Origin of the sequence: Bacillus sp. AR4-2, assembly GCF_008274865.1 — a bacterium.
In the GTDB taxonomy this organism is placed as follows: Bacteria; Bacillota; Bacilli; order Bacillales; family Bacillaceae_G; genus Bacillus_A; species Bacillus_A cereus.
The window spans coordinates 1,735,959-1,762,539 of sequence record NZ_CP031062.1 but is presented as its reverse complement, the minus strand read 5'-3'; the positions used below and the strand labels follow the sequence as shown (position 1 = coordinate 1,762,539).

Sequence of the window (26,581 nt, the reverse complement as noted above, 5' to 3'; positions counted from 1 at the left end):
ATAAGTCAATCCTTTTCATAGATTTTTTATAAGCAAATTAAAAAGTGCCCCATTATGATATATGAGACACCCCTTTTTATTCTGCAAATAGCGCTTGAAATTCTTCAATAAATAGCTGTACAGCGATTGAAGAATCCTTTAATGAAGGAACAGCTAAAGCAATTTCTCTCCATACTTGCGGTTCCAATTCTCTCGTTTGCACATTATGTGGTAAATTCGTTAAAGATAATTCAGCTAATATTGCAATGCCTAATCCTTCTTGAATCATATTTAAAGCTGTAGTAACGGTAGAAATTACATACTCAGCCCGAAGTGGTACGTTGGCTTGTTTAAACATATCAATGATGGGTGGTTCGTATCCGCCCTTACATAATATGATCGGTTCATTCTCCAAATCACGAATTGTAATAGAGTCCTTCTTACAAAGAGGATGATCCTCTCTTAAGATAGCAACCATTTTCCCCTTCGTTAACGGGACAATCTCCATCTCTTTATTAGGCAGAATAACAATTCCTATATCAACAACCCTCGATATTAACCAATCTTCAACTTCTTTAATTGTTCCTTCGCAAAGAACGACCTCTAAGCTCGGATACTTCTCCTTAAAATGGTTTATCATTTTCGGTAAGAAATGTGCAGAAGCACTCGGAAAACTCCCAATTCGAATCGTCCCCACTTCGTGTCCTTTCTCCATCGCAACTTCTTGTTCAATCTTCGCTACACCGTTCAAAATCTCTCTAATATGTACAAGAATCCTATTTCCTACATCCGTAACGAGTAGCCCTTTTCGTTTATCACGTATAAGAATAGTAACTCCTAACTCTGACTCAATACTTGAAATCGCATGACTAACAGCTGGCTGCGTCATATTTAACACCCTGGCAGCCTTCGTAAAACTACCTAAATCAACAGTTTTTATTAATACTTGCAGTTGTGTAATGGTCATAACTAATCACTTATACTCCTCATAAAAAAGATTCATTTTATTTATTACAGTCGATATCATATCATAGTGAAATGAATAACAACAAGGAGGTCTTTCAGTGACACAGCTTTCTCGAACTAAGACGGCCATCATCCTTACCTTTCTCGTTTTCATGTGGGGAATCAATTGGCCTTTATCAAAGTTTGCCCTGCATTATACACCACCTGTTTTATTTGCAGGCGTTCGAACTTTAATTGGAGGATTCATTTTACTTCTGTTCGCATTACCGAAATACAAAGAGTTACATTTAAAAGAAACGTGGCATTTATACGTTATTTCTTCCTTACTTAACATCATTATATTTTACGGATTACAAACTGTCGGCCTTCAATATATGCCTGCTGGTCTATTTTCCGCTATCGTATTTTTACAACCTGTTTTACTTGGTATTTTCTCATGGATATGGCTTGAAGAAGCAATGTACGGTTTAAAAATTTTCGGGCTTGTACTCGGATTTATTGGTGTAGGTGTTATTAGCTCTAGTAGTTTAACTGGACATATTTCTGTCATTGGCATTCTTCTTGCATTAGGATGTGCGATTGGCTGGGCACTTGGAACAGTATTTATTAAGAAAACTGGTCACCGTGTGAATGCCATTTGGATGGTAACAATTCAGCTTCTTATTGGTGGTCTTTGTTTAATCGGATTTGGCTCAGAATTTGAAAGTTGGTCTAGTATTGCTTGGAGTATGCCATTTGTTAGTGTACTACTCTTTATTTCATTCTTTGTTATTGCAATGGGGTGGCTTGCATACTTCACACTCGTTGGAGCTGGTGAAGCGAGTAAAGTAGGGGCTTATACATTCCTTATTCCCCTTATCGCTATTATTGTAAGTTCAATCTTCTTACATGAAGCCATTACAATGAGCTTATTTATTGGCCTATTATTTATTGTTGTGAGCATTTGTTTTGTAAATATAAAACCGAAAACACTTGCTGTAAGGCAGCAGGTTGAAGTGAAATAAATATGAGAAAGAGCCTACTATTTGTAGGCTCTTTTTTATATCTTATTTTTTACGACGCACTACAAAAACACACGCACCTACCGAAGATACAATTGCCAAAATAGATAAAACAATCGCTATCAATTGCATATTACTAGTACCTTCATTCTTTTCTACATTAGATACTTCACCATGTTCTCCTGTTAATGACGTACCTTTTGCAATTGTAGTAAGTGAATGCGGTTTTTCAGCTTTCTCATCGCCTGTCCATTCAACAATTTCTCCGTCTTTATATTGTTGATATGCATCCCAAGCTATTTTTTGTTCTTTATCCGGATTTTTAGCGACGAAAGTAAATCGTTGGAACTGACCGGGTAAAATCCCTTCTCCTATTGCTTCCCATACTACAGTTTTCACTTTTCCGGCATTATCTTTTTGCTCTTCCATTTTCCACCCTGGCACTGGTTCATACTGTTGGAATTCCACACCAGACGGTATTTTCAGTGTAACTTTTGTTGTTGCTATATTCTTTTCAACTGGTACTTTTATCGTGTAAGTCTCCCAAGAACCGATGTCAGAAGTTGCTGGCTTCACAGTAACGTGCGCACTAACAGGTAACGAAAACATTCCCATTGCAATTACTGTTGCGATCATTGTTGTTCCTAATTTTTTTATGCGTTTCATTTTCAATTAGCTCCTTTTTATCTATACCTACTCTTTATCCCGCTATTCGCCGGGTAGCCCAATTGATGAGGGCTGCTTAAAGTTTCACTTTATCTGCCACCTACAATAAATTTATAATCCGTATCGAAGCTATCAAGCGATTTCGTTAATCCATGTACTTGTATATTCCAGTTTCCTGTCATGTTAATATACATACCTTCTGCTTCATATTCTCCCGGTGAAACTGCCGAAACTTTAAATGATCCTTTTCCCATATTCATATCTAACGATTGAGTCGTTAATATAATTTGTTCCATATCAGTAACGGGTTGTCCGTTCTCATCATTTAAAGTAATATGGAATATATTTTGTCCTACTCTATTAGGACTTACATTTAGCGTCATTTCATATCCATTATCTAATTGTTTACTCTCTGTAAAAGGTCCAGTAGGAGGCATCGGTGGTGTTTGTACGTTTGTCATAAAAGCTACGATTACGAAAATGATAATTCCAATGATAAACTCTACTTTCACCGTAGCACCTAATCCTTGCTGCGCTCGCATTCTCCCTTTCATATAATGAATAATTCCCAATATCCCCATGAAAATGAATAAAAGTATCTTTGTTAATAAAGCCAATCCATACTTCGTATCAAATAACGAGTGGATTGTTGGAATAACAAATGTACTGTTAAAAAGGCCTGTTATTAAAATCACGATAACAGCACCTGTTGCCCACGGTGAAAAACGCTTAATCATATCCCAATACATATGCCACTTGTTATCCTCTTTACGTAAAAGAAGAATAATAGATGATAAACCACCAACCCATAATGAAGCTGCGAATAAATGTAGAAAATCCATAACGACAGCAATGTCTTTAAACTTTAAACCGTATGCGTGACTATTAAAGGCTTTCATAACAAGTAACCCTATAAACAATAGTATTGGAATACTCCATACTTTAAACGACGAAAACTTCTCATGCTTCACCGCAAAATACGTAACAATTATAAGCGTACTAATGAGAACCATTTGAGTAATCCATACATAACCAAAAACAGAAAGCTGTAATGTTTCTTTTAATAGTAAAGGATTGAATGCTTCTAGCCATGAAACATCAGCATTTATTTTCGCTTGCAATGGTAGGTTGAATAACAAGCTAATAAATATCCCAAATAAGGAGATCCATATTATGTTCTTACTCCTTGATCGAACCGAGGTTGCATTCCCTTTATACATAATAAGATTAAAGAAGAGAACTCCTAAAAATAGCGAGAAACTCGCATATAAAATTCCACGTTCCATAATCATATCGATTTGCGGGACATACCCCATCTCTTCCACTTGTACATCGTCTGTTCCCGCTTCTGCTAATCCAATACGGAATGGAATAACCCCTTGAATTGGATGTCCATCAGCTGAAATAGCTTTCCACTGAATAGAGTAGAGACCATTTTTGAGGTTTTCTTTTAATCCGGCTTCTAATAGTTTTTTATTTTTTTTATCAATATGAGCATCTTTTAAATCGACCCTTTTACCTGATGTATCTCTCACGTACAATGTATTAAAACGTGAAACTTGTATGTCCTCATCGAATTCAATTTTTACAACAGATGGTGCTCTCTTCAACGTTTCATTTTCCATAGGGTTTGATTTCACAACGTACGCATGAGCAGATGCACTTTTCGGTATCAATATGATAAGCACACATGCAAGTAATAACCATGTCCCTAATCTTCTCATTACTTTCACACTCATTTCACTTCTTTCTTCCTCATCGCTCTATTTTCATTCCTTTAACTTCCAAAGTTTGATTCTCGGGCGAAATATTAACCTGGTTAAATATAAACTTCTATAAAGTATAATTCTTATTTCTCTTCCACCTCTAAACTTCTAATATAATAGTAACTATCATGATAGATACAACTTACATTTTTAAAGCCGATTGTTATTATATCATAAAATATATTTATGTAAGTTATCAAAGAAGAAAAGTTATCGTGAATCATTTGTGAAGAAAATGTGAAATACATAAATAAAAAGGTATTACGTTATTACGTAACACCTTTAAAAAAATATCCCTCTTCTATTTCTCTTCCGGATAATCACAATACTCGATAATCGTTCCTTCTGTATCCGCTGGGTTAAGATAAATTAACCTTCTACCGTGCTTATTAATGCGTAGTGTATGCTCTAATGTCCGAATACCTTGTTCTTTTAACTCTTCTAGAGCCACATCTAAATCATCGACACGATACGCAACGTGATGAACACCTTTACCTTTTTGTTTAATAAAACGGGCAATTGGAGATGTCGTATTATTCGTCGGTGCAAGTAATTCAATTCTATCTCCAGCCACTTCAAGAATGGCTACTTCACTTTCCACACCAGGAGCTTCACTTACGTAACGATCTATTAATTCTCCTGATAGAACCTGTTCATAAAAACGTATCGTACTATCTATATCACGAACTGCGATTCCGATATGATCAATTGTTTTTTTCATTTTATTTCCCCTACTACTTTATTTTTTCTCATTATTAATAGTAACAAAAAAAGCTATAGAAACAAGTTCTATAACTTTTTTTATTTAACCTATTTTCTTATCCGCTCTAGTTGCTGGTTGAACTTGGTTTTTCACTTTTAAAATACTAAGTCCATATCCGATAAATCCACCGATAATCGCTGGGAAGATCCAGCCTAATCCTACTTCCTGCATCGGAAGGAATTTAGTGAACACTTGGCTTACTACTTCAATGTTAACTCCAGCTGCACTTAATCCATCGAATAAGCTGATGATAAATGTTACGATTAAGCTCACTTGATAAACTTCAGCTCTTCCTTTGAATAATGAATGGAAGAATGTTAAGAAAATCAATACGATTGCTAGTGGATAAATTGCTGTTAATACTGGAACAGAAACTGCGATTAACTGTGTTAATCCTACATTTGCAACAATTGCACTAAATACACATAGCGTGATTGCAATTGCTTTGTAAGGAACATTTGGGAATAACTTATGGAAGAATGAAGAACATGCTGATACAAGTCCCACACTAGTTGTTAAACAAGCTACTGTAATCATTAATCCTAATAATACTCCGCCATATGATCCGAAATAGTAGTTAGAAACTTTCGCTAATACTTCTCCGCCGTTCTCTAAATGTCCAAGCTTTGCAACACTTGAAGCACCCATATAAGAAAGTGCTGTATAGATAATTGCTAAAATAGATGCTGCAATAATTGTCGCTTTTGCACAAACGACCATAATTTGTGTTTTCGTTTTCGCACCTTTTTCTTTAATAGCATTGATGATGATAATCCCGAATACGAATGATGCGAGCGTATCCATCGTTAAGTATCCTTCTTGGAATCCTTTAAAGAATGCATGTGATGTATAAGCTTCCACTGGTGCTTGCATATCTCCAATCGGATGTATAAAAGCAACGATTACTAAAATACCGATGAAAGTCAACTTAATTGGCGTTAAAATTTTTCCAACAATATCGACAATTTTCGCGGGATTTAGCGAAAAAAAACAAGTGATGCTAAAGAATATAATTGTGAAAAGAATTAAAGGTGTAGAACCTACTCCCTCTGGCATAAACGGCTTAAGACCAATTTCATAAGAAACATTTCCTGTTCTCGGTATTGCAAATAACGGACCAATCGCTAAGTATAAAACTGTTGTAAACACAATCCCAAACACTGGGTGAGCACGACTAGCTAACGACTGCAAATCATCTTTACCTGAAAAACCAAATGCTAGCACACCTAGTAATGGTAATCCAACACCAGTTACTAAAAATCCAGCGTTAGCAATCCATACATTCTCTCCTGCTGATTGACCAAGCATCGCTGGGAAAATTAAATTTCCCGCTCCAAAAAATAGTGCAAATAACATTAATCCAATAACTACTATGAACGAAAACGGTACTTTATTCGCCATAATATAACCCCCATTCAAGTTTCCTTATCTCATTTTCCAATTTTAACTAATTGAATTTTCTGAATATTTAATTTAAGTATCAACTATTCTTGAACTCATTATAGTTTGCTATATAATATTTTGCAATACTATTTTCGAACTTTTCTTTTATTTTATAAATATACATTTTTTAACATGAAAAATAGACTAAAAAACCAACATGGTCATCCATGTTGGTTTTTCCATTTACTATCATGAATTAAAATTTTGCTGCTACTTTTTTAACGTTTTCTAGACCTTCTTCAACAATTTGTTGTGAACGATCTGGATATTGATTGTGTCCTTCAATTACAACTGTCTCTGGATTTGTAATTCCCCAGAATCCAAGTACCGTTGTTACGTAATTAACTGCCATTTCCATAGGAGCCATTTGCTCTGAAGAGTAATCTGAACCACGAGCACCTAACACAACTACTTTTTTACCACCAACTAAACCTTCTGGGCCATTTGCTGTATATTTAAACGTTTTTCCAGCTTGAGATAAGTATGAAATATATGTGATTAATGGCGCTGGTACTGTAAAGTTCCATAATGGGAATGCAAATACAACCTTATCAGCTTCTAAAAACTGATTTAAATATTGATCTACTGTAGCAACTGCCTTCTCTTCTTCAGCAGTTAACTCCATGCCTTGGCTACGTTTATATCCACCTGAAATCGCGATATTTCCGTAATAAGGAAGATCTAATGCAAATAAATCTAATTCCGTAATTTCTGTATTTGGATTTGCTTCTTTATAAGTACTTACAAATGTTTCATACATTTTTGAACTAACTGCTTGCTCCGCTGGACGATCGTTTGCTTTTACAAATAATACTTTTGACATTTTTTTATTCCCCTCTACATTCGTATTTTCTTCTTTTTTACCAAATAATGAGCTAAATAGTCCCATTTTCTTCACCTAATCTTTCTTTTCATATTCATTATTCATCATCATAAAAATTCTTATTCTAAGAAAAAGTTCCAATAGATACCTTAAGTTACGCTATCACAACTTTTTGTTATTTAATTACCTTATGTAAGTGATTGTAATATAGTCACTTACTTTAGTCAAGTAACTTTTAATAAAAAATAAAATCTCAATTTAAAAATATTAACTAAAATACAATTGAACACCAAATACATCTTTATTACTTGTATAATAAACTTTGAGAGGAAAATTCATATATAGAAAGGATTTATTCATGAGCACTATAGAAAAGATTCAAACTTTTATTATTCTTTTTGCTGTTACATGCGGCATCGTACTCGGACAATTTAATATGATACATACGTATTCAGACAAATTTATTGTCCCCTTCTTATTTTTCATGCTATATGGATTATTCCTCAGCATTCCATTAAAAGAAATAAAAAACGGATTTCGCAATTTAAAATTTGCTGGAACAAGTCTTACTATTAACTTCTTATGGACACCTTTACTCGCTTGGGGGTTAGGAGCACTATTTCTTTCCGATCATCCAGCACTTTGGGTTGGATTTATAATGTTAATGGTTACTCCATGTACAGATTGGTACTTAATCTTTACTGAAATAGCGAAAGGTAATGTAGCACTTTCTACTGCAATTTTACCTGTAAATTTAATTTTGCAAGTACTGCTCCTTCCCATTTATTTATTTTTATTTGCTGGTGTCATGAAAACTGTAGCGATTTCTGTTTTAGTAGAAAGTATTGTTATCGTAATCGTCTTACCATTTATACTTGCACACGCTACAAAGTTCATTATGAATAAAATGAAAAAAGCTGAAACTCTCGAGAATAAACTCATTCCGTTTTTCAGCTCTGCTCAAATTATATTTTTAAGTTTAGCAATAGTAGCGATGTTTGCATCACAAGGTAAATATTTACTGCAAAATATGAATGTCGTTTTATTATTACTCGTTCCTGTTCTATTGTTCTTCATCATTAATTTTTTACTAGGACAATTTATCGGGCGCATGATGCATTTATCTTACAAAGATACAGTAAGTCTAAGCTTAACAACGTTAGCAAGAAACTCACCTGTTGCACTCGCTATCGCTGTGACCGCTTTTCCAGACGAACCTCTTATCGCACTTGCACTCGTTATTGGACCATTGATTGAGTTACCGGTACTAGCTTGTGTGTCACAAGTTTTGTTGCTTATTAAGAAAAAACGGCAATATGCATAATAAAAAACGTCCCATTTTGGGACGTTTTTTATTATGGAAAGATTACATACAACACTTACTTCTTATTTATCAATACAAATGAAATTACCGAAACTACAAACGTAATAATACCAATTATAAATTGATCGGCTCTAAAAATTTTATATGTTATAGAGAATTAACTTTTCGTTACATTAACAGATCCTTTCTAATTAAAAATGATAGGAAACGTAAATATAACGAAAGCTGCCCAAAGTCCGTATATTGGCAAATACTTCGTAACGGCATCTTGGATAGCTTTTGGTCCTGATTTATTTTGCAAGAAACGCATATAGGAAAACATAATCCAAATTAAATTTGCCCAGACCAGTATGTTTACACCTAAAACAGCAAGTCTATTAGGTGTAATCCCGTAAGAAGAAAGTCTGAATACTATGGCTGACAATGCGACAGTGTCAATAATAAGCGCCAGAACAATTAAGGAAAAATTTATATAATCTGAAATGTTCTTTTTCTCGTCCGAGTCACTCTCAACGATAGAAAATATAGTAACAGCCAATACGCCAAGCAGTATTCCGTTGAAGGCCATTAGGAAATTGCGATCCAAGAATGGATTTTTTCCGACCCAAATTACCGTTATAAGATAGATAAGCAAGGTAATCAGGACGAGAGGACTAAAAATTTTAGATATGTATGGTGTAATATTTTTAGCAAGCTTAAGATTCATTGATACTAAGTATGCAGTCACAATAGCGAGAGCCGCTGCTCCAAATAAAACAACATTACTAAAATAGAATTCTCCTATATCTAAGTCAACAAAGCTAAATAAACGCATGGTGAATACCGCAAGTATCATTCCGCTCACTGCCATGCTCCCGTAGAGAAGACAATATTCTAAATTAAATTTAATATAGGCTAATCTTGTACTGCCTTTTGAATATTCATTTCCTGTAAATGCAAGCCCTACTAAGCCCCATAAAAATATAGGAAGATGTAAATACGCAAGTATGGTACTGTCTTTATAATTTACTGGCAACGTATTAAGATAATACCCGGAAATTAGGAACAACGCTGCAAGGGAATAAATAATACTTTTTTTCGGAGTATTATTGTAAACAAAATAAGCAGCAATAAAGGGAATTACACCAAAAGCCAAATTAATTGGAGCAATTGCTTCCTGCTCAACAAAGTGGAAAATGATTCTAGTGCTTATGCCGGCCAAAATAGCTAAAAGGCCCATGAATAAGAAACCATTTTGAAACAAAGATGTTTTTTCTTTATTTACCTTCTCCTTGAAATGCAACCTTTCATACCAAGCAGCTAGAACCTGAGAATCAGGTTTTTGGTCCCATGCTTGTGAGAATGATTTTTTAAAAGCTTTCGGATCTTTTCTATACATCTTCTCCAACTCATGAGGGTTATCCATATTTTCGATAATCAAATTTTGATTGTTCATAATTTTACCTCCTCTAATAAAAAACAGCTTTGTTACCTTTCTATAAAAAGCATCTCACTGATTTATTATGATAATGATTTTAATACACAATTTATTGTTTTACAATAAATAATTATCAATTATAAAGATTTTTTTATTGTATATTTCATTTCAAACAAAAATATATAGTACTACTTATTCAAAAAAATATCCTATAGAATAGACTTTTTTAAGCGTCTATTCTATAGGATATTTTTTAATTATCATATTTTTATTTGTTAAAACAACTTAATTCTCAAACACAAAATTAATCTTATTATCTTTCCACTCTAACTTCGCATCAAATGTTTTCTCGCCCTTTTTAAAGCCTTTAATTAAATCGGTCTTTTCACCTTTTAATAGCTTTGTCATATTCTTTTGCGAAATTGTTTTACTTAATATTTTCTTCGAGATGGTAAAGTCACATTGTGTCGTGTTGTAATTAGAACAGCCGTAAAACGTTGACTTATCAATTACATCGCCATCACATTTTTTACAGCTACCAACCTTTTTACCTGTTGTAAATTTCGATCCTTTTCGCTCAATCGATTCAACATGCAATCCAGTAAAGTCCCATTTCTCTGACATTTCCACTGCATCTTCAATAATTTTAGCTGATAGCTTTTTCGTCTGTTCCATAAATGTAGCTGGTGAAGCTGTACCTTCACCAATTTCCGCAAGACGTTGTTCCCATTTCGCAGTCATTTCTGGTGAAGCTAGTATTTTGTCACCAATTGCGGTAATTAATACTTTTCCTTTATCAGTTGCATACACTTGGTTTTTCTTTACATCTATATACTTACGGTCTTTCAGCATCGTAATAATACCTGCGCGAGTCGCTTCCGTACCTAAACCTTCTGTTTTCTTTAATACTTTCTCCAGCTCTTCATTCTCTAAATACTTACCAGCTGTTTTCATTAACGTAATAAGTTGTCCTTCTGTATAGCGCTTCGGTGGCTGTGTTTTTCCTTCTTTCACTTTCACCTTTACAACTTTTCCTTCTTCGCCTTCAGCTACAATTGGAAGAATGGTTTCGTCATCTTTATCGTCTTGGAAAATAACTTTACGCCAACCTTCTTGAATTTGCTGTTTTCCTTTTGAAATGAATTCAGCACGTTCATCTACAAGCGTAATGATTGTTGTATAGTCAAAGATTGCAACTTCATAATGAGCTGCAATAAGCCTTCTTACGATCATATCGTATATTTTCTTTTCATCACCTGATAGTCTGCTTGGGTTTGTAACTTGCTCTGTCGGAATAATTGCGTAGTGATCTGTTACTTTCTTTTCATTTACATAACGCTTGTTATTCATAATGGATTCAACCGGAGCCGGTAATAAGCCTTTATATTCATCAAACTGACTTAACTTCTGTAAAATATCAGGGAACGTCGCTGCTTCTCCTTGTGTAACATAGTTAGAATCTGAACGTGGATAAGAAACAATCCCTTTTTGATATAGTGCTTGCGTTATATCAAGCGTCTTTTTCGGTGAAAACTTAAAGGCTTTATTTGCCGTTGCTTGCAGTGATGATAAGTTAAATAAAAGCGGCGGCTGAAACTCTTTACGCTCCGTTTTCATTTCCTTCACAACAGCCGGTTTCCCTTGGCAAAATGCCGCAATTTTATTCGCCATATCAGGGTCTTTTAAGCGGGATTCATTATCCTTTTCCCATTTCCCGTCATATTTCTTTCCTTCTATATTAAAGGTTGCAAACACTTCCCAGAAAGGCTCTGACTTAAAGTTTTCAATTTCTTTCTCTCGCTTTACAATCAATGCTAACGTTGGTGTTTGGACACGACCAGCAGAAAATACATCATTCATTCCTTTTTTCTTTAACAAAATACTAAAGACACGTGATGCATTCATACCAACAACCCAGTCAGCGCAAGATCTTGTGTATGCTTCGTAATACGTATTAATTGTATCTGATTCATCAAGTAGATTTTTAAATCCTTGGTAAATAGCTTGCTTCGTTAAAGATGAAATCCATAGACGTTTCATCGGCTTTTGCACGTTACAAAGATTAATAATATTTCGTACGATCAGTTCCCCTTCACGCCCAGCATCTCCTGCGTGAATGATTTCTGTTACCTGTGGATTATGTAACAGCTGTTTCACAACGTTAAATTGCTTATACTTTGACTTTGTTACTTCAAATTGAAATCGTTCAGGAATCATCGGTAACGTATCAAGTGACCATTTTTTCCACTCTGCGTGATAATGCTCTGGATTACATAACTGCGTCAAATGACCAATTGCCCATGTACAGTACGCTCCATTTGGAAATAACTCATTCGCTTCTACTTCTAAATATCCATCTTTCCGGCGATATTTAAACTGTGAAACAAGAGCCAACCCTTGATCTGGTTTCTCGGCAATAATTAATTTCATTTTATAACTCCCTATCTGTATTCCAGTGTTACTTTCATTGTCTATATGTTTAGAAGCGATGATAAAACAACAATCTTATTTATCATTCGCGGTTTGTCTCGCAAATGGGAGACCTATAATATTATACGCTTATTCTTTATGGCTTCACAATAGAAACTCATAATATAACAATTTCTTTCACATGCTTACAATTAAAAAAGACGCCCTAAAAAATCAAGCGTTCCTTTGCTTACATCTATGAAATTGTGCAGATAATATGCAGATATAAATTATCATAAGTACACATATGATGAAATGAACGATAGGACAAGGAGGTATCATAATGTTTGCTTATACGTTAACTACCTTAACACTTTGCTGTACCTCAATTCTTATTACATCCAATATTTCTAAACGTAAGGGTACCCTAATGGAGTATATGGTATTTATTATGTCTTTTAGTATGAGTATCGGTTTAAGTATTGGTTTTTATTTAGGCATTCTCTTTAAGGGGGAATTACTATATTCTACTTTACTTGCTATTTTAATTAGTGGTTTTATCGGTTTTTTAGTGGGTCTACGTTTTCACCTATATACTGCTTTAGAAGGAATGTTTTCTGGATTAATGGCAAGTATGATGGGAGCAATGATTACAGAAATGTTAAATGCTCAACAAGCTCATAGTATATTGTTCATTAGCCTTTTACTTACTATAACTATAACAATAACTATGTCATGTATGATTCAGTTTTTATCAGAAAGTTTTTCTGCTGTTATTCAGCGACGTTTTCCATTATTACTCTCAATTGGTGTAGTAATTATCCTGACTATATTTGTAACGTTCCCAGAGCATATCCCGCCCACCTCTTCCACAGAAGAACAACATAAACATTAACAACTATAATCGATCCCCTCTACTATTTCATCATAGTAGAGGGGATCGATTTCATTATTTTTATTTCTTAACAGACAAAGATAAAAACACTTTGAATTGTTAGTTCAAAACTTCTAAATCTATGAAATTCTCTTTGCTTGAGAAAATATACTATTCCAGGTTGAAATAATAAAGCGAAACTTTAATCAGTAGGGGTTTTGTTCATCCCCACTGATTATCAGCCTTCACCAATCGGGCTTTTACGGGCAGTTGATCCCCAACCTAACTTCTTCGCTTTCGCTGAATTTTGAGACGTGGGGCTTACTGCCCGTTAATGCGGGATAAATTTTCAATTAACCAATATATATTTTTGGATCCATAGCATTGCTCTTCTTTGCATTCCATTCACCTTTATGGATTTCAAAATGTAAGTGCTGTCCTTCAGATTGTCCTGTATTCCCCATTATGCCAATTTGTTGTCCTTGCTTCACTTTTTGACCAGCAGAAACAGGACGACTCTTTAAATGAGCATATACAGTCATATATGTTTGTCCGTTAATATTGTGAGAAATAAACACAACATTACCATAGCTTGTAGAATAATAAGAGCGAGTGATTACCCCCTCTGCGGCAGCAACAACCGACACTGTTCCTGAAGCAGCAATATCTAATCCATGATGCATTTTCCCACCACGTTTCTCAAATCTAGAAGTATATCTTCCTGCAGCTGGTTGAATAAAGTCATTTGTTTTATTTACCTCTTGGGATTGCCGCCGCTTCTCTGCATCAGTCTCACTTGTTTTTGATAAAAATTCACTTGATACATAACCGTTTTTACCGTTGTAATTAATTTTCAACCAGCCATTTTGTTCAAATAGAACCTGTACTTTTATTCCTTTTGATAATGCACCAATTACACCATGATTTGTACCAGCGCCGTTTCTTACATTTAACACGTTTACGTTAACATAGTAGTCACCAACTGTTGCCCCAGTAGATAGATTACTAGTTTCAGGTTTTGATGGTGTACCTCCTTTAACGAATTTTACATATTCACTACTTACATAACCAGTTCTTCCATTATGATTAATTTTCAACCAGCCATTTTCAACGCCAGTTACTTGCAATATTCGTCCGTTTAATACACCACCAATTACACTATGGTAAGTAGCAGGGCCCGTGCGAACACGTAAAGAAGTAGCGTTTACAATGTATGTGCCGTCAGTTTGAACCGTAACATTCTTTTGTTGTTCATTTGTTTGGTCTACATTTGCATTAGAACCACTCTTTGAAATATAATCTTTACTAATATAAGCAGTTTGTCCACTATAGTTAATTTTGACCCAATCTTGAATTTCACCAGTTACTTGAACAACTTGTCCTTTATGTATAGAGCCTAAAATTGCATGGGAAGTACTTGGACCTGTACGTACGCGGAGAGAAGATACGTTAACTTTGTAATTGCCACTCGCTACTTGAACTTTTCCATTGTTATTGTCGCTTCCATTTGAACTACCGTCTATTACAAATTGACTGCTTACATAACCTACTTCTCCATTATGATTAATTTTTAACCAACCGTTTTCTTCTCCAATAACTTGTAAAGCTTTCCCTTCATATACGCGCCCCATTATTGCACTAGACGTATTTGGCTGTGTGCGAACACGTAATACATTAGCAGTTACAGTTTTACTACGACTCATGCTTACATTTGTCTTCGCTGATACATTATTTCCCGAAACAAATTCACTACTTACATAGCCAGTTTTTCCTTTATGATTAATTTTCAGCCAACTGTTTTCTTCTCCAATAACTTGTAAAACTTCTCCTTCATACACGCGTCCCATTATTGCACTAGACATATTTGGTTGTGTGCGGACACGTAGAGCATTTGTATTTACTGTTACTTGATTTTCATATTTTACTACATCAGTCGTTTGCTCATGCTTCGTGTCTTTTGGTATAACAGTATTTTTTGCTTGAGCAGTACTAATAAATACACTTCCTGTAACAGAAGCTACTGCTACACTAGCTAAAATCTTTTTCATAAGTACAAAACACCTTCCTATAAACACATTCAAGTATCATTATATTTTTCCCACTTAAACCATTCAGCAAAATTATTCTTTTACTTCCCATATTAAATTTCTAATCATTCACAATAATCTATATCTAGTAATAAAAGAAATTTAAATTCATAACACTCTGAAAATCCTCTCATTCTTTCAATCGAACACTACACAATGTAGTTTTAATTACCAAAAAAATACCGAAAAAATAATCACCTATAATTAATACTACAAAAATAAAAAAATCATAATTGAATCCTTCTTCATTTAACTCATAATTTTGCTTGAATATCTGACTTCTCCTTTCACACTACGAATTGTAGTATAAAATAAAAGAAAGGTCAAATATAAGTATTCAATCTTGTGGAACTACAATATAATACAATAAATTTATCCACTTCTAATCAAAAACCACCATGTTATTTAATTCTTAAATAACAAGAAACATTCTCACCTTGTAAACTCTTTCTACAGGATAACCTTCTCGTATTATCTAAACTTTTATAAAAATAATATTCCCAATTCACAACATGACATATAAAAGCAGCAACCTATTAAGATAACTGCTTTCATCATTAATAAACTACATGATTTTCACATTATTCTGGTTTATTAGGAATATTAGGGTTTGGAACATAACCAGATTCATAATCTGTATAGTTCACTTCCGTTACCATCCCTGCTGAAGCATGATGTAGGTCGTGACAGTGGAACATCCACTCACCAGGATTGTCTGCTACAAAGGCTACTTCATATTCTTCTCCTGGCCTCAAATTCAATGTGTCTTTAACAATCGGAGAACCTTCTATCGGTTTTCCATCTTTACTCAACACCTGGAAGAAATGACCATGTAGATGCATTGGGTGATCATCCATTTTAGAACGATTTACCAACTTCACTTTTACTAAATCACCCTTTTTTACTTGAATTGGGTCAATATCCGGAAATACCTTTCCGTTAATTGTATATACCATTTCATTTCCATTCATTTGCGTATTTAAGTCCATATTATATGTGGCAGTATACTCTTGATTTAACGGGAAACTTCCTAATTTTTTAGTACCATATTTCATGATATCTACTTTCGGTAATTTTTCTTTTTCGTCTGCTTTATCTTTCATCTCTTTGCTGCCATCATATTCAATAACAGCTTTCATTCCTTTTGCACCTTTATTTTTCGAATGGTCTTCAACATACCATTTCCCAGTTTTATTAGCAGTAAATTCAATATCATAACGTTCACCCGGTGCGATTGAAATTACTTTATCCTTTATAACTTTTGGATCATTTATTGGTTGACCATCTGTCGCAATTACTTTTATATCATGACCGTGAACATGTATATCATGTGATAGATAACCAGCATTAACGAGTCGAAGACGAACTTTATCTCCCTTATTCACTTTCAATGGCACTACTAAATCACCGCTTTTTCCATTGATTGTGAATAAATCATACATACTCATATCATGACCTTCCATCTTCATATTTCCATGGTCCATTCCCGCCATATTGCCAGAGTCTTTTTGATCACTGCCCATGTCCATACCAGAATGAGCCATGCCGTTCTTATCATCATTCTTTTCCTCATTTTCATTACCTTTAGATTTATTACCTATTTGCCCTTTTGTCATTTCTTTTAACTGCTTATTCATTTCTTCTTTATCTGTAACCCATTCATCCAACATTAATGTGTAATCTTTATCATATTTTTCCTTTGTATCTTCTACAATGAGCGCTCCATACAAACCTCTATCTAATTGATTTACAGAATCTTGATGCGAGTGATACCAGTACGTTCCTGGTACGTTCGCTTCAAATTCGTAAGTGAAACTTTTTCCTGGTTCAACTGCATCTTGTGTCACGCCTGGAATTCCATCCATGTTATTTGGGACAGGATATCCATGCCAATGAATAGATACTGGTGCAGATAATTCATTTTTTAATGTCACTTTCACCTTTTCACCTTTTTTCACCCGAATTTCTGGACCAGGTGATGAGCCATTAAATGTCCAGACTGGAACAATAACACCGTTACCTAACTTTTGCTTTTCTTCTTTCGCTACTAAAGTAACTTCTGGTCCTTTTTCAACCTTCAATGGTTTTGTAGCTGTTTCAGCCTGTATTGTTTTTTTATCTTTCATATTTTTATGATCATTTGTTGTATTTGTGGCCAAAGAACATGCAGCAATTAAAAATATTACAGAGACCGTAACAGCTGTTAATACAAATCGCTTCATGGAAAATCCCTCCTTTTTCTTTTTCAAAATCATTATAGAACTTGATTTTCAAGAAAATAAGGAGATGTAATTAGATAATACGTAAGCTAATTGGAAGATTACTAAAAGCGGAGACATTACAAGAGGCGAATATTTTAAAAGTATAAAATACTTCCCTTGTAGCGACTATATTAGCCGTTCTCATATTTATTTTGACGTTATTTCTTAAGAAACAATAACACTGCTATTATTAAATAAGAAAAATGTAGCTAAAATGCTCTTCACAAAAGAACTTAGATTTTTGTATAATAAGAACTAATGTTCCTCACAAGGAAACAATGGACTCAAATTACACAAATATATCAAATAGAAGAGGATTGATATACGATGAAAATTGATAGACCAAAAATTTCACCAGAGTTATCTTCAAAGAATTTTCAAGATATTTTTTATGAAGAAGATCCAACATTGGAAGTGTGTGAAATTATAGACTCCACTTTCGAAAATGAATCTGTAGATAGAGTGCGATTATATGATGCGGTGATAAAAAACTGTAAGTTTACTAATACAGACTTTAGCAATATTGATATTACAGATGTTTGTTTTGAAAACTGTGATCTATCAAATGTTAATTTAAGCAATTCTTCTGTTCACAGAGTCGAATTTAAAAACAGTAAATTAATCGGAGTAAATTTCACAGAATCTAGCTTAGGAAATGTTAAATTTGAGAATTCAATTTTGAATTTAGCGGCATTTGGAAATTCCAAACTAGAAAAAATCATCTTCAATGAAACTTCATTAAATAATGCAGATTTTTTTGACTGTAAACTTAAAAAAGTTGAATTCCAATTATGTAGTCTTGATGAAGCTAATTTTGATCAGACATCACTGAAGGGGATAGATATTAGTTCTTCTACCTTTGATACACTTACAGTTTCAGTGAACGATTTAAGAGGATGTAAAGTATCAACATATCAAGCTGTTCAGTTTGCTACTTTATTAGGATTAATAATTAAAGATTAGTATTTCGAAGAAAAGAACCCTATCCCGAATCATGGATTTTTTAATTGTCCACGATTCGAGATAAAGTTCAAATAAATTAGTGATGACTCTTTTATTATTTAACTACAGCTTGGTTTCCTTTTACATGTTCATTATTTACACTCATAAATTCTTCAATTTCTTCAACTTCCCTAATGATATCTTTTGACAAGTTTTCATACCCGTCTTTCGTTACAAGAATGTCATCTTCAATACGAATTCCAATTGATTCTCCTTCAATATAAAGACCAGGTTCAATTGTTATAACCATACCTTCTTCTAACACTCTATCTTTATATGTTCCTACATCATGTGTATCTAAACCAAGGAAATGGCTGACACCATGATAATAGTATTTTGATAACTCTTCATCTTCTTGAATTAAACCAATTGCTTTACACTCTTCTGCCAGTACTTTTTTTGTATGCTCATTTAATGCAGCGAACTTTAATCCTGGCGTAATAAGTGCTGTTGTTTCTTTTAATGCTTTTAATACAATATTATAAATTTGTTTTTGACGACTAGAGAATGTTCCATTTGCCGGGAATGTATAACTAATATCAGCGTTATAGTAGTCTTTTTGAGCACCTAAATCTAGTAATACTAAGTCACCATTTTGAATTTGTGCATCATTATCTTCATAATGAAGAACTGTAGCATTTTTCCCACTCGCCAAAATTGTATTGAACGCATGGTGCTTAATGCCAGATGATTTCAGTGTAAAATCAAATTGAGCTTCTAATTCATACTCCATCATGCCTGCTTTTACATTTTTTAACACATTGTAAATACCATCTTTCGTTACAGCAATCGCTTCTTTAATAATTTCAATTTCTTCCTCTGTTTTAAATACTCGTAATTCACAAATGTTCGGATATACATTACCAATTGTTACGTGTGGGTATTTTTCTCTTACATGTTTAGCAAATGCTAATGTTTTTGTCTCCGTACCATTCCAATCACGACGTTCTATATCTAAATATAGATGCTTCGCATTTTCTGTAAAAAGTATATTTGACATTGTCTTTTCAAAGCTATCTAAATATACAACTTTCTTTATACCTGAAATTTTCTCTGCTTCTTCGTTAGAAACTGTTTTACCGACCCATTTTTCCATTACTGGATCTGACTTTTCAATGAAAAGTGTTTCTTCAACACTACTTCCAACCTTTTTCAGCATAAAAATAACATTTGGTTCATCGATTCCCGTTAAGTAGTAAAAATTACGATTCGGTACAAATTTATAATGTGCATCAGCTGACATATGCGGTGCTTGTCCCGCAAATAATATCGTAATAGATCCCTCTGGTAATGTGTTTGCTAATCGTTCTCTATTTTGAGCAAAAAATGTTGATTTCATAATAATCCCCCTAGTGTTCTATGTATGCTTGTGAAACTAATCATCAATACAATTCATTCTATTATTGTTATAATTTTTCGTCAATTAATAGTACTCATAGCCAAAGGAGAATTTTCATTACTAAGGTCCCTTCCACGCTAAATTATGCATACCACTCCACAATTTCTTGACATTTATTCCATATACTTAAAATCACGTATATAGGAAAGGGGCCTACAAATTTGAAACATTATGTAGCAACAGGGTTAGCAATTACTTCTTTATTAATAATTTCAGGATGTTCTAGCAACGTCGAAACAGCACCAGTGAAGAAAGGAACGGCGCAATCTCAACCAAAAAATACAAAAACAGCAAATACGAATCCGCAAGACTTCTATAAAGAAATTACATCTGGAAAAATCGAGCACATTCATGGAATTGGCTATGCAGGAAATATGCTAGGTGTTTCTATTGCCACTCATAGCGGGATAAAAGTTTATCAAGATGGCAAATGGTTTGAAACTAAGACTGAGCTACATGATTATATGGGATTTCAGGCAACGAAGAACGGATTCTTTGCCAGCGGTCACCCTGAACCAGGTGCAAATTTAAAAAACCCTTTAGGATTATTGAAAAGTTCTGATGGTGGTAATACTCTTGAAAAGCTAGCATTTTACGGAGAATCTGATTTTCATAACCTTGCTATCGGATATAATACAGAAGCAATTTATTTATACAATGAGCGTCCAAATTCTAAATTACAACAAGGTTTTTATTTCAGTACGAACAACGGACAAGATTGGGAAAATAGTAAGTTAAAAGGTCTTTCAAGTACGATTCATTCCTTTTCCGTACATCCGAATCAATCTAGTGTAGTCGCAGTAAGTGCCAAAGACGGTGTTTACTTATCTACAGATTACGGAAATACGTTTGAAATATTCGCTAAATCACTTGAATCGACCGCAATTACATTAAGTAATGAAGATGTTATTTACGCGCCTATCAATAAGCAAATCGTAACGAAGAAATCCATTGCTACAAATGAGGAGACAAACATACAAATTCCACCTTTAGATCCTAAAGATACAATTATGTATATATCACAAAACCCTCAAAATTCAGCTGAAATTGTATTTGCTACAATGAAAGCAAATGTGTTCCTTTCTACGGATGAGGGTAATACGTGGAAGCAGATTGCTAATGAAGGAACATTCCAATTTAAGTAGAAGGGTGAATATAACGTGTTTTCAACAATTAGTGAATGGAGCTATCAACTCATGTCTCCTTTAATGGATGCCGCGAATGCTACGAAATCTGTACCTCTTTTATTTTCGTTTTTATTAGGCATAGTAGGTACCCTTGCTCCTTGCCAATTAACAGGAAACATTAGTGCTATTACACTTTATAGCAACCAATCTTTACAAAAGGAACATGTATGGAAACATATACTTTTATTCATTTTAGGAAAAATAATGGCTTTTACGACGCTTGGACTATTAGTATGGTTTTTAGGAAAAGAGATTCAGCAAATATTGACTTTGTATTTTCCATGGTTACGAAAAATGATGGGACCTCTATTAATTTTAATGGGGCTACTGTTGTCAGGTATTATAAAAAGAAGATATTTCTTCTCGATTAAATTTATACGAAATCAAAATGAAGTTGGTTCATTTTTACTCGGATTCTTCTTTTCCTTAGCTTTTTGTCCGACTATGTTCGTTCTATTTTTTGGAACGTTAATCCCTTTATCTTTATCATTTAATTACGGGTACTTGTTTCCAACGTTCTTTTCGATAGGAACTGCTCTTCCTATCGTCGTATTAATGTCCTTCATCTCATATCTGGGATTAAACGGGGCATTACTAAAGAAGAGCAGGAAAATAGGAAATAGCATTCAGCGTATAGCTGGTTTTCTCCTTATTTTAATCGGATTTTATGATACTGCTCTTTATTGGTAATACATACAAAAGATAAGCTCTAGTGAAATGAGCTTATCTTTTGTAATATTATATTCATTTTTTCTTTTGCTGTAGTTGAGCTAATAAGTTCTTAACAAACGCGAGAAACAGCGGGTCATTCTCTTTTTTAGGTGACCATTGCATAATAAGTTGTCGTGGAATTGTAATTTCTATCGGCTGTACAATGAAGTCATGAATAATTTGCTTATGTAGTCCTGATAACGGAACGATTGTTATGCCATTAACTTGTATAGTAAGTGCTAATGCTGAACTAATTGATTCTGACTCCATCACTTTATTAACTGTTATTTCATTTTTCATCAAATACGGTTCGAGCACTTCTTTGCAACCAGAAAGCGGCATAATAAAAGGATAATTTTTTATATCATTAATAGTAAGGTTAGGCGGAACTTTTTTTGAAGAAACCGTAACATACGGATCTTCACCAATGACATCATAATGAAATCCTTGTATTAAATTTTCTTTTATAGAAATAGAAAAATCTGCACTACCTGATGATAGCCAATCTAACACTTCTTGATAGCTTCCTTCTCGAACTGCAAGTACATATTGACTATGATCAATATTCCCTAGTTGAATACACTCCGCCAAACAATATACAGTAACGGAAGGATACGTAGCTAGTACAATTTTATACAAGCTTTTATTTTTCAACTGGAAAGCTGTTTCCTCAAGTTTTTCATACTCCATTAGAAGTCGATTCACACCAACTAAAAATTCTTTGCCATTTTCAGTTAGAATCGTTCCTTGTCTAGAGCGATCAAATAACGTTATAGCATATCGTTTCTCTAATTTGTTAATAATATGGGTTATTGCTGGCTGTGTCATATGTAATTCCTTTGCTGCCAGACTAATACTATTTAAACGAGCCACATATGTAAAGACTTTAAAATCAAAAACATTCATTCTGTTCTCCTTATATAAAATATATTTATATCATCTATAAATAACCTTCATTATATTTATGAAACCACTTCATTTACACTGAGTATACATCATCAATATTACAAATAGATGAAACTTATATACCCTAGAGGAGTGTTGATTAAATGAGTACTTACATTTTAGTACATGGAGCATGGCAAGGTGAATGGGCATGGGAATTAGTAAAACCTCAACTAGAGGCTTTAGGTCACACTGTTATTACACTAGACTTACCTGGAAGTGGGAAAGATACAACTCCTTCACAAAATATAACGTTAGATTCCTATGTTGATGCAGTAACAGCTAATATAAATCAACAAAATGAAAAGGTTATTCTTGTTGGACATAGTATGGGTGGAATCGTTATTACTCAAACTGCTGAACTTATACCAAATAAAATCGATAAATTAGTATATCTTTGTGCCTTTTTACCACAAAACGGAGAAAGTCTTGGTAGTAAATTAGACGGAGAAGATGGCCCGCAATTCACTATAAATGAAAATGACTTGACTGCTGAACTTATACCTAATCTAATTGAACAAACATTTTTAAATGCTACAGAAGACGGTTCTATTAAAGAAGCATCTTTTAATCAAATGCGTCCTCAACCACTAGGACCCTTCCAACAAGAGCTGAAAATATCTGAAGAAAACTTTGGAGCCATAGATCGCATTTATATTGAAACGACTCTAGATAGAGCGATTCCAATTGATTTTCAGCGCCGAATGAATACAGAAACACCTTGCAAGAAAATTATTACTTTAGAAGCTGATCATTCTCCATTTTTCTCTAAAGCATCGGAACTTGTTCATTACTTAAATGAATTAAACTAAATTTTTCATAAAATAAATAGACACTCACAGGCGTCTATTTATTTTACTAATTAAAAGCTATCTTTACTCTATCTACATTGCCATGCCCTTTTGCTTCATCTCCCACTTTTTATACAGTAGTACTGCACCAAATAAAAATACTCCCGCAACAAATGAAGCTACTGGTAACATCTTTATCATTCCATCTGGAAATACGAGCGGCAATAATGGAAATGCATACACTGCTGGAATACGTACACCAACAATTTTTAATAAAATAAGCATTAATATCATATTTAATAAAGTGACTACAATCCATGAATCAATCGCAAAGTACAATATTGTTCCAACAGTTGCAGATGTAGTTAATACTACTATTTGTTTAAAAGCCATTTTTTCATTGTACATCGGCTTTTGAAGTGATTCATATACAACAACTAATATTGGTGGAATAACTGCTAATTGTTCATAACCAGTTATCCAACATAAACTAATCCATACGAAATTTAGTATGAGAAATACAGTCATATATTTATACTGTATTTGCACTTTTCGCTTAATACCGTTATTCAATTTAAATATAAGAACACCAACCATTAAAATAAATGTTAAAGCGAATACCGCGATAACAAATGACCATTCCGTCGCATTTGTTACTAATGGTAATAAACCTGTCGCAATAGATGGTGCTAAATTGGATTGAATTACACGTAAAAAAAGCATCATGAATACAAGCGTTAAACTTACTTTCCCTAAATAAGCAATATCCATTTGATTCACCATAAAACCAATCACAGCTGTTATTGAAGGTGCAATGAAGATTTTTTCTGGTTGCCTTAACCATCCTGGCTCACGATACGCCCATAAAGCAATTGCCATCGCTGCTATTTCCGGCAGAATAACTTCCGGATCATTTAATAACACACCCGCTGTTACCATGGCTAAAATAAATAAAATAGCAATCGTATATGAGATGATTGTTTCTTTCTTTGAAATTACTGCATTCATTATTACATACTCCTTTGTGCTCATTTCTTTCATAATGTAAAACAACAACTTTATACCCTACTACGGTATTGTATATTAACATCTTTTCTATTTCAAGTATTAGTAGTCATTTACATTCTCTCTCACCCCATACACTTACAAAACAAGGCATTTTATAGACATTGACACTTATTAAAAGATAGGTTAAAATAACTATACATTAGTAAGTAGCTAATGTAATTAAATCTAACTAGAGGTGAAACAAATGAAAAATATTTTATTCCGTATTAACGAATTGTCCAAAAAAGAAAAAGCAACTGGATTAACAGTTGATGAAAAACAAGAACAACAAATGTTGCGTCAAAACTATACACAAACATTTCGTGGAAGCTTAGATTCCATTTTATTAAACACAAAAATTATTGATCAAAATGGTCTTAACGTTACACCAGCCGCATTACAAGATGCTCAAATACGTTTAAAATTAAGCAAATGAGTTCCGCGCTAAAGAATTTTAATAAAACATAAACAGAGCTGGATTTCCTATATAGAAATTCCAGCTCTGTTTATTGTCTTTTCTAATTTAGTAAACGAGCGATACATCGCAATTCTCCACGACACAATCATCGCAAATGCAAGTAAGAAAAACATTCCGCTTAACTCTGCCAAATCAATTGATTGGCTTAAATATGACTTTAATGCCACGCGTACAGCTAATAAGCCTACTAAAATAAATATGAATGCTTTTGACGGTTTCATAAATATATGTTCGCCTTTTATTTCGAACTTAGTTGTTTTAATAAGAAAAATAGAAAAGATAAGCCCTATACTAATTGCCTCGACTATTTCTAACGATGTTAATCGAAACTCTGGTAAAAAGTACATCATCCCGCCTGTACTCATAAAAATTGGCGGCAATATAATTTTCTTTTTCGTTACCGGCTTTTTCGCTGCTTTAAAACGTAGAAACATTACCCCAACAGCCATACAAACTGCTACGACACTTGATAAAAGTGCTATCATACTTTCCACTCCTATCTATTTAAATGACTTTTTTAGCAAAATCATAAACCAAACGAGCCCGATACTTATAATAACATGACCTAATCCAGCCATATGGCTTAAACCGTAAAAGTCAGTTCCATTTACTTGTAGAAGACCTCTCCATAGCATTGTAGCAATAGTAAAGATTACTCCTACATTATAAACAACAAACCATGCACAAAAGCTCTTTGTTTCTTGTACATGAAACACTTTACATAAAGCTAAAGCAATTAAAAAGAATACAAAACCGAGCACTAATACATGTGTATGCACTAATTGCAACATTGTGGATCCTTTAATTCCTTGTGCTTTCGTATACTCTCTTGCAAATACACCTGATAATAAACCAATAATTAAGTAAATAAATGCCGCATTATATAATTTCTTCATTCTATTCCTCCTGTTGTAAACTTTCTATATTCGCTGCAATCATTTTACGGAAAGTTTATGAACGGAATATGAATAAAATATTACATCCTATTTTCAAATAAAAAGCCATTTTGTTTATATTGGTTTACCCATTTCAAAATTACGGTGTCTCTTATACCAATAGCTTTACTAATTTCTCGGTAACTTTCATTTCCGTTCAAATAACGTTGAACGATGTATATTTTTTCATCAGTTGTGAATTTAACCATAGAAAAACTGCACCCCAATTGTTAGACTGTGTCTAACAATTGGGGTGCAGTTCAGTTTTTAATGGTGGGATGCTCTTTTATAATTTATTCATTATTGA

23 protein-coding genes and 1 pseudogene are annotated in these 26,581 nt (G+C 33.7%); 8 read left to right on the top strand and 16 right to left on the bottom strand.

Annotation, left to right across the window (positions count from 1 at the left end):
- Positions 1-76 precede the first annotated feature (76 nt).
- Positions 77-946: a LysR family transcriptional regulator gene (locus tag DN399_RS09185; RefSeq protein ID WP_016122323.1), complete on the bottom strand. Its 870-nt coding sequence runs from the start codon at positions 944-946 to the stop codon at positions 77-79.
- Positions 947-1,043: 97 nt separating this feature from the next.
- On the opposite strand from DN399_RS09185, the gene DN399_RS09180 reads away from it, so the two are divergent.
- Positions 1,044-1,949: a DMT family transporter gene (locus tag DN399_RS09180; protein ID WP_000192791.1), complete on the top strand. Its 906-nt coding sequence runs from the start codon at positions 1,044-1,046 to the stop codon at positions 1,947-1,949.
- A gap of 42 nt (positions 1,950-1,991) precedes the next feature.
- Here the strand turns inward: DN399_RS09180 and DN399_RS09175 are convergent, their stop codons facing one another.
- From DN399_RS09175 to DN399_RS09155, 5 genes are all read right to left on the bottom strand, one after another.
- Entirely contained in the window at positions 1,992-2,612 is a 621-nt protein-coding gene (locus DN399_RS09175; RefSeq protein WP_000821416.1) for a YcnI family copper-binding membrane protein, read from the bottom strand.
- Positions 2,613-2,701: 89 nt separating this feature from the next.
- On the bottom strand, positions 2,702-4,351 hold the full coding sequence (locus DN399_RS09170) for a copper resistance CopC/CopD family protein (RefSeq protein WP_149149513.1): 1,650 nt from the start codon (positions 4,349-4,351) through the stop codon (positions 2,702-2,704).
- A gap of 328 nt (positions 4,352-4,679) precedes the next feature.
- The gene (locus DN399_RS09165) at positions 4,680-5,099 is read right to left on the bottom strand and encodes a VOC family protein (RefSeq protein WP_000750854.1); all 420 of its coding nucleotides are present in this window, start codon (positions 5,097-5,099) and stop codon (positions 4,680-4,682) included.
- A gap of 84 nt (positions 5,100-5,183) precedes the next feature.
- Complete coding sequence (brnQ, locus tag DN399_RS09160; RefSeq protein WP_001284786.1) at positions 5,184-6,542, bottom strand: branched-chain amino acid transport system II carrier protein; 1,359 nt, start codon at positions 6,540-6,542, stop codon at positions 5,184-5,186.
- A gap of 238 nt (positions 6,543-6,780) precedes the next feature.
- A complete protein-coding gene (locus tag DN399_RS09155) occupies positions 6,781-7,473 on the bottom strand; it encodes an FMN-dependent NADH-azoreductase (RefSeq protein WP_000522528.1) in 693 nt (230 codons plus the stop codon).
- A gap of 292 nt (positions 7,474-7,765) precedes the next feature.
- Here DN399_RS09155 and DN399_RS09150 point away from each other — a divergent pair, with 292 nt between their 5' ends.
- A complete protein-coding gene (locus tag DN399_RS09150; RefSeq protein WP_006922051.1) occupies positions 7,766-8,731 on the top strand; it encodes an arsenic resistance protein in 966 nt (321 codons plus the stop codon).
- Between the two features lie 187 nt (positions 8,732-8,918).
- Here the strand turns inward: DN399_RS09150 and DN399_RS09145 are convergent, their stop codons facing one another.
- Positions 8,919-10,166, bottom strand: a complete 1,248-nt coding sequence (locus tag DN399_RS09145; RefSeq protein WP_149149512.1) for a DUF4153 domain-containing protein — start codon at positions 10,164-10,166, stop codon at positions 8,919-8,921.
- 267 nt (positions 10,167-10,433) lie between these two features.
- Positions 10,434-12,578 carry a DNA topoisomerase III gene (gene topB / locus DN399_RS09140; RefSeq protein ID WP_000766734.1) on the bottom strand — a complete coding sequence of 715 codons (2,145 nt, stop codon included), beginning with the start codon at positions 12,576-12,578 and terminating at the stop codon, positions 10,434-10,436.
- Positions 12,579-12,900: 322 nt separating this feature from the next.
- On the opposite strand from topB, the gene DN399_RS09130 reads away from it, so the two are divergent.
- Positions 12,901-13,452 (top strand): hypothetical protein, encoded by a 552-nt coding sequence (locus DN399_RS09130; protein WP_149149511.1) that lies wholly within the window; start codon positions 12,901-12,903, stop codon positions 13,450-13,452.
- Between the two features lie 332 nt (positions 13,453-13,784).
- Here DN399_RS09130 and DN399_RS09120 read toward each other — a convergent pair whose 3' ends face one another.
- Complete coding sequence (locus DN399_RS09120) at positions 13,785-15,479, bottom strand: SH3 domain-containing protein (RefSeq protein WP_149149510.1); 1,695 nt, start codon at positions 15,477-15,479, stop codon at positions 13,785-13,787.
- Positions 15,480-16,099: 620 nt separating this feature from the next.
- Positions 16,100-17,740: a multicopper oxidase family protein gene (locus tag DN399_RS09115; protein ID WP_016122305.1), complete on the bottom strand. Its 1,641-nt coding sequence runs from the start codon at positions 17,738-17,740 to the stop codon at positions 16,100-16,102.
- Positions 17,741-18,106: 366 nt separating this feature from the next.
- Here DN399_RS09115 and DN399_RS09110 point away from each other — a divergent pair, with 366 nt between their 5' ends.
- A complete protein-coding gene (locus DN399_RS09110; RefSeq protein ID WP_000687270.1) occupies positions 18,107-18,742 on the top strand; it encodes a pentapeptide repeat-containing protein in 636 nt (211 codons plus the stop codon).
- Between the two features lie 94 nt (positions 18,743-18,836).
- Here DN399_RS09110 and DN399_RS09105 read toward each other — a convergent pair whose 3' ends face one another.
- Positions 18,837-20,120, bottom strand: coding sequence for an aminopeptidase P family protein (locus tag DN399_RS09105; RefSeq protein ID WP_049107643.1), 1,284 nt, complete (start codon positions 20,118-20,120; stop codon positions 18,837-18,839).
- Positions 20,121-20,341: 221 nt separating this feature from the next.
- Between DN399_RS09105 and DN399_RS09100 the strand changes: the two genes are divergently transcribed.
- Both DN399_RS09100 and DN399_RS09095 read left to right on the top strand, forming a co-directional pair.
- The gene (locus DN399_RS09100) at positions 20,342-21,325 is read left to right on the top strand and encodes a F510_1955 family glycosylhydrolase (protein WP_000683847.1); all 984 of its coding nucleotides are present in this window, start codon (positions 20,342-20,344) and stop codon (positions 21,323-21,325) included.
- Between the two features lie 15 nt (positions 21,326-21,340).
- Positions 21,341-22,057 carry an urease accessory protein UreH domain-containing protein gene (locus DN399_RS09095; protein WP_000493100.1) on the top strand — a complete coding sequence of 239 codons (717 nt, stop codon included), beginning with the start codon at positions 21,341-21,343 and terminating at the stop codon, positions 22,055-22,057.
- 54 nt (positions 22,058-22,111) lie between these two features.
- On the opposite strand, the gene DN399_RS09090 is transcribed toward DN399_RS09095, so the two are convergent.
- A complete protein-coding gene (locus DN399_RS09090) occupies positions 22,112-22,984 on the bottom strand; it encodes a LysR family transcriptional regulator (protein ID WP_049107644.1) in 873 nt (290 codons plus the stop codon).
- A gap of 143 nt (positions 22,985-23,127) precedes the next feature.
- Here DN399_RS09090 and DN399_RS09085 point away from each other — a divergent pair, with 143 nt between their 5' ends.
- Positions 23,128-23,835: an alpha/beta fold hydrolase gene (locus DN399_RS09085; RefSeq protein ID WP_000109163.1), complete on the top strand. Its 708-nt coding sequence runs from the start codon at positions 23,128-23,130 to the stop codon at positions 23,833-23,835.
- Positions 23,836-23,907: 72 nt separating this feature from the next.
- Here DN399_RS09085 and DN399_RS09080 read toward each other — a convergent pair whose 3' ends face one another.
- Positions 23,908-24,822 carry a membrane protein gene (locus tag DN399_RS09080; protein ID WP_000994724.1) on the bottom strand — a complete coding sequence of 305 codons (915 nt, stop codon included), beginning with the start codon at positions 24,820-24,822 and terminating at the stop codon, positions 23,908-23,910.
- 244 nt (positions 24,823-25,066) lie between these two features.
- Between DN399_RS09080 and DN399_RS09075 the strand changes: the two genes are divergently transcribed.
- Entirely contained in the window at positions 25,067-25,297 is a 231-nt protein-coding gene (locus tag DN399_RS09075) for a DUF896 domain-containing protein (protein WP_049107646.1), read from the top strand.
- Between the two features lie 47 nt (positions 25,298-25,344).
- On the opposite strand, the gene DN399_RS09070 is transcribed toward DN399_RS09075, so the two are convergent.
- The 3 genes and pseudogenes from DN399_RS09070 to DN399_RS09060 all read right to left on the bottom strand — a co-directional run.
- Complete coding sequence (locus DN399_RS09070) at positions 25,345-25,824, bottom strand: CcdC family protein (RefSeq protein ID WP_000561076.1); 480 nt, start codon at positions 25,822-25,824, stop codon at positions 25,345-25,347.
- Between the two features lie 15 nt (positions 25,825-25,839).
- Positions 25,840-26,235 carry a DUF2871 domain-containing protein gene (locus DN399_RS09065; protein WP_000737876.1) on the bottom strand — a complete coding sequence of 132 codons (396 nt, stop codon included), beginning with the start codon at positions 26,233-26,235 and terminating at the stop codon, positions 25,840-25,842.
- Between the two features lie 104 nt (positions 26,236-26,339).
- A pseudogene (locus tag DN399_RS09060) lies at positions 26,340-26,483 on the bottom strand (transposase); the annotation flags it as partial.
- Between the last annotated feature and the right edge of the window lie 98 nt (positions 26,484-26,581).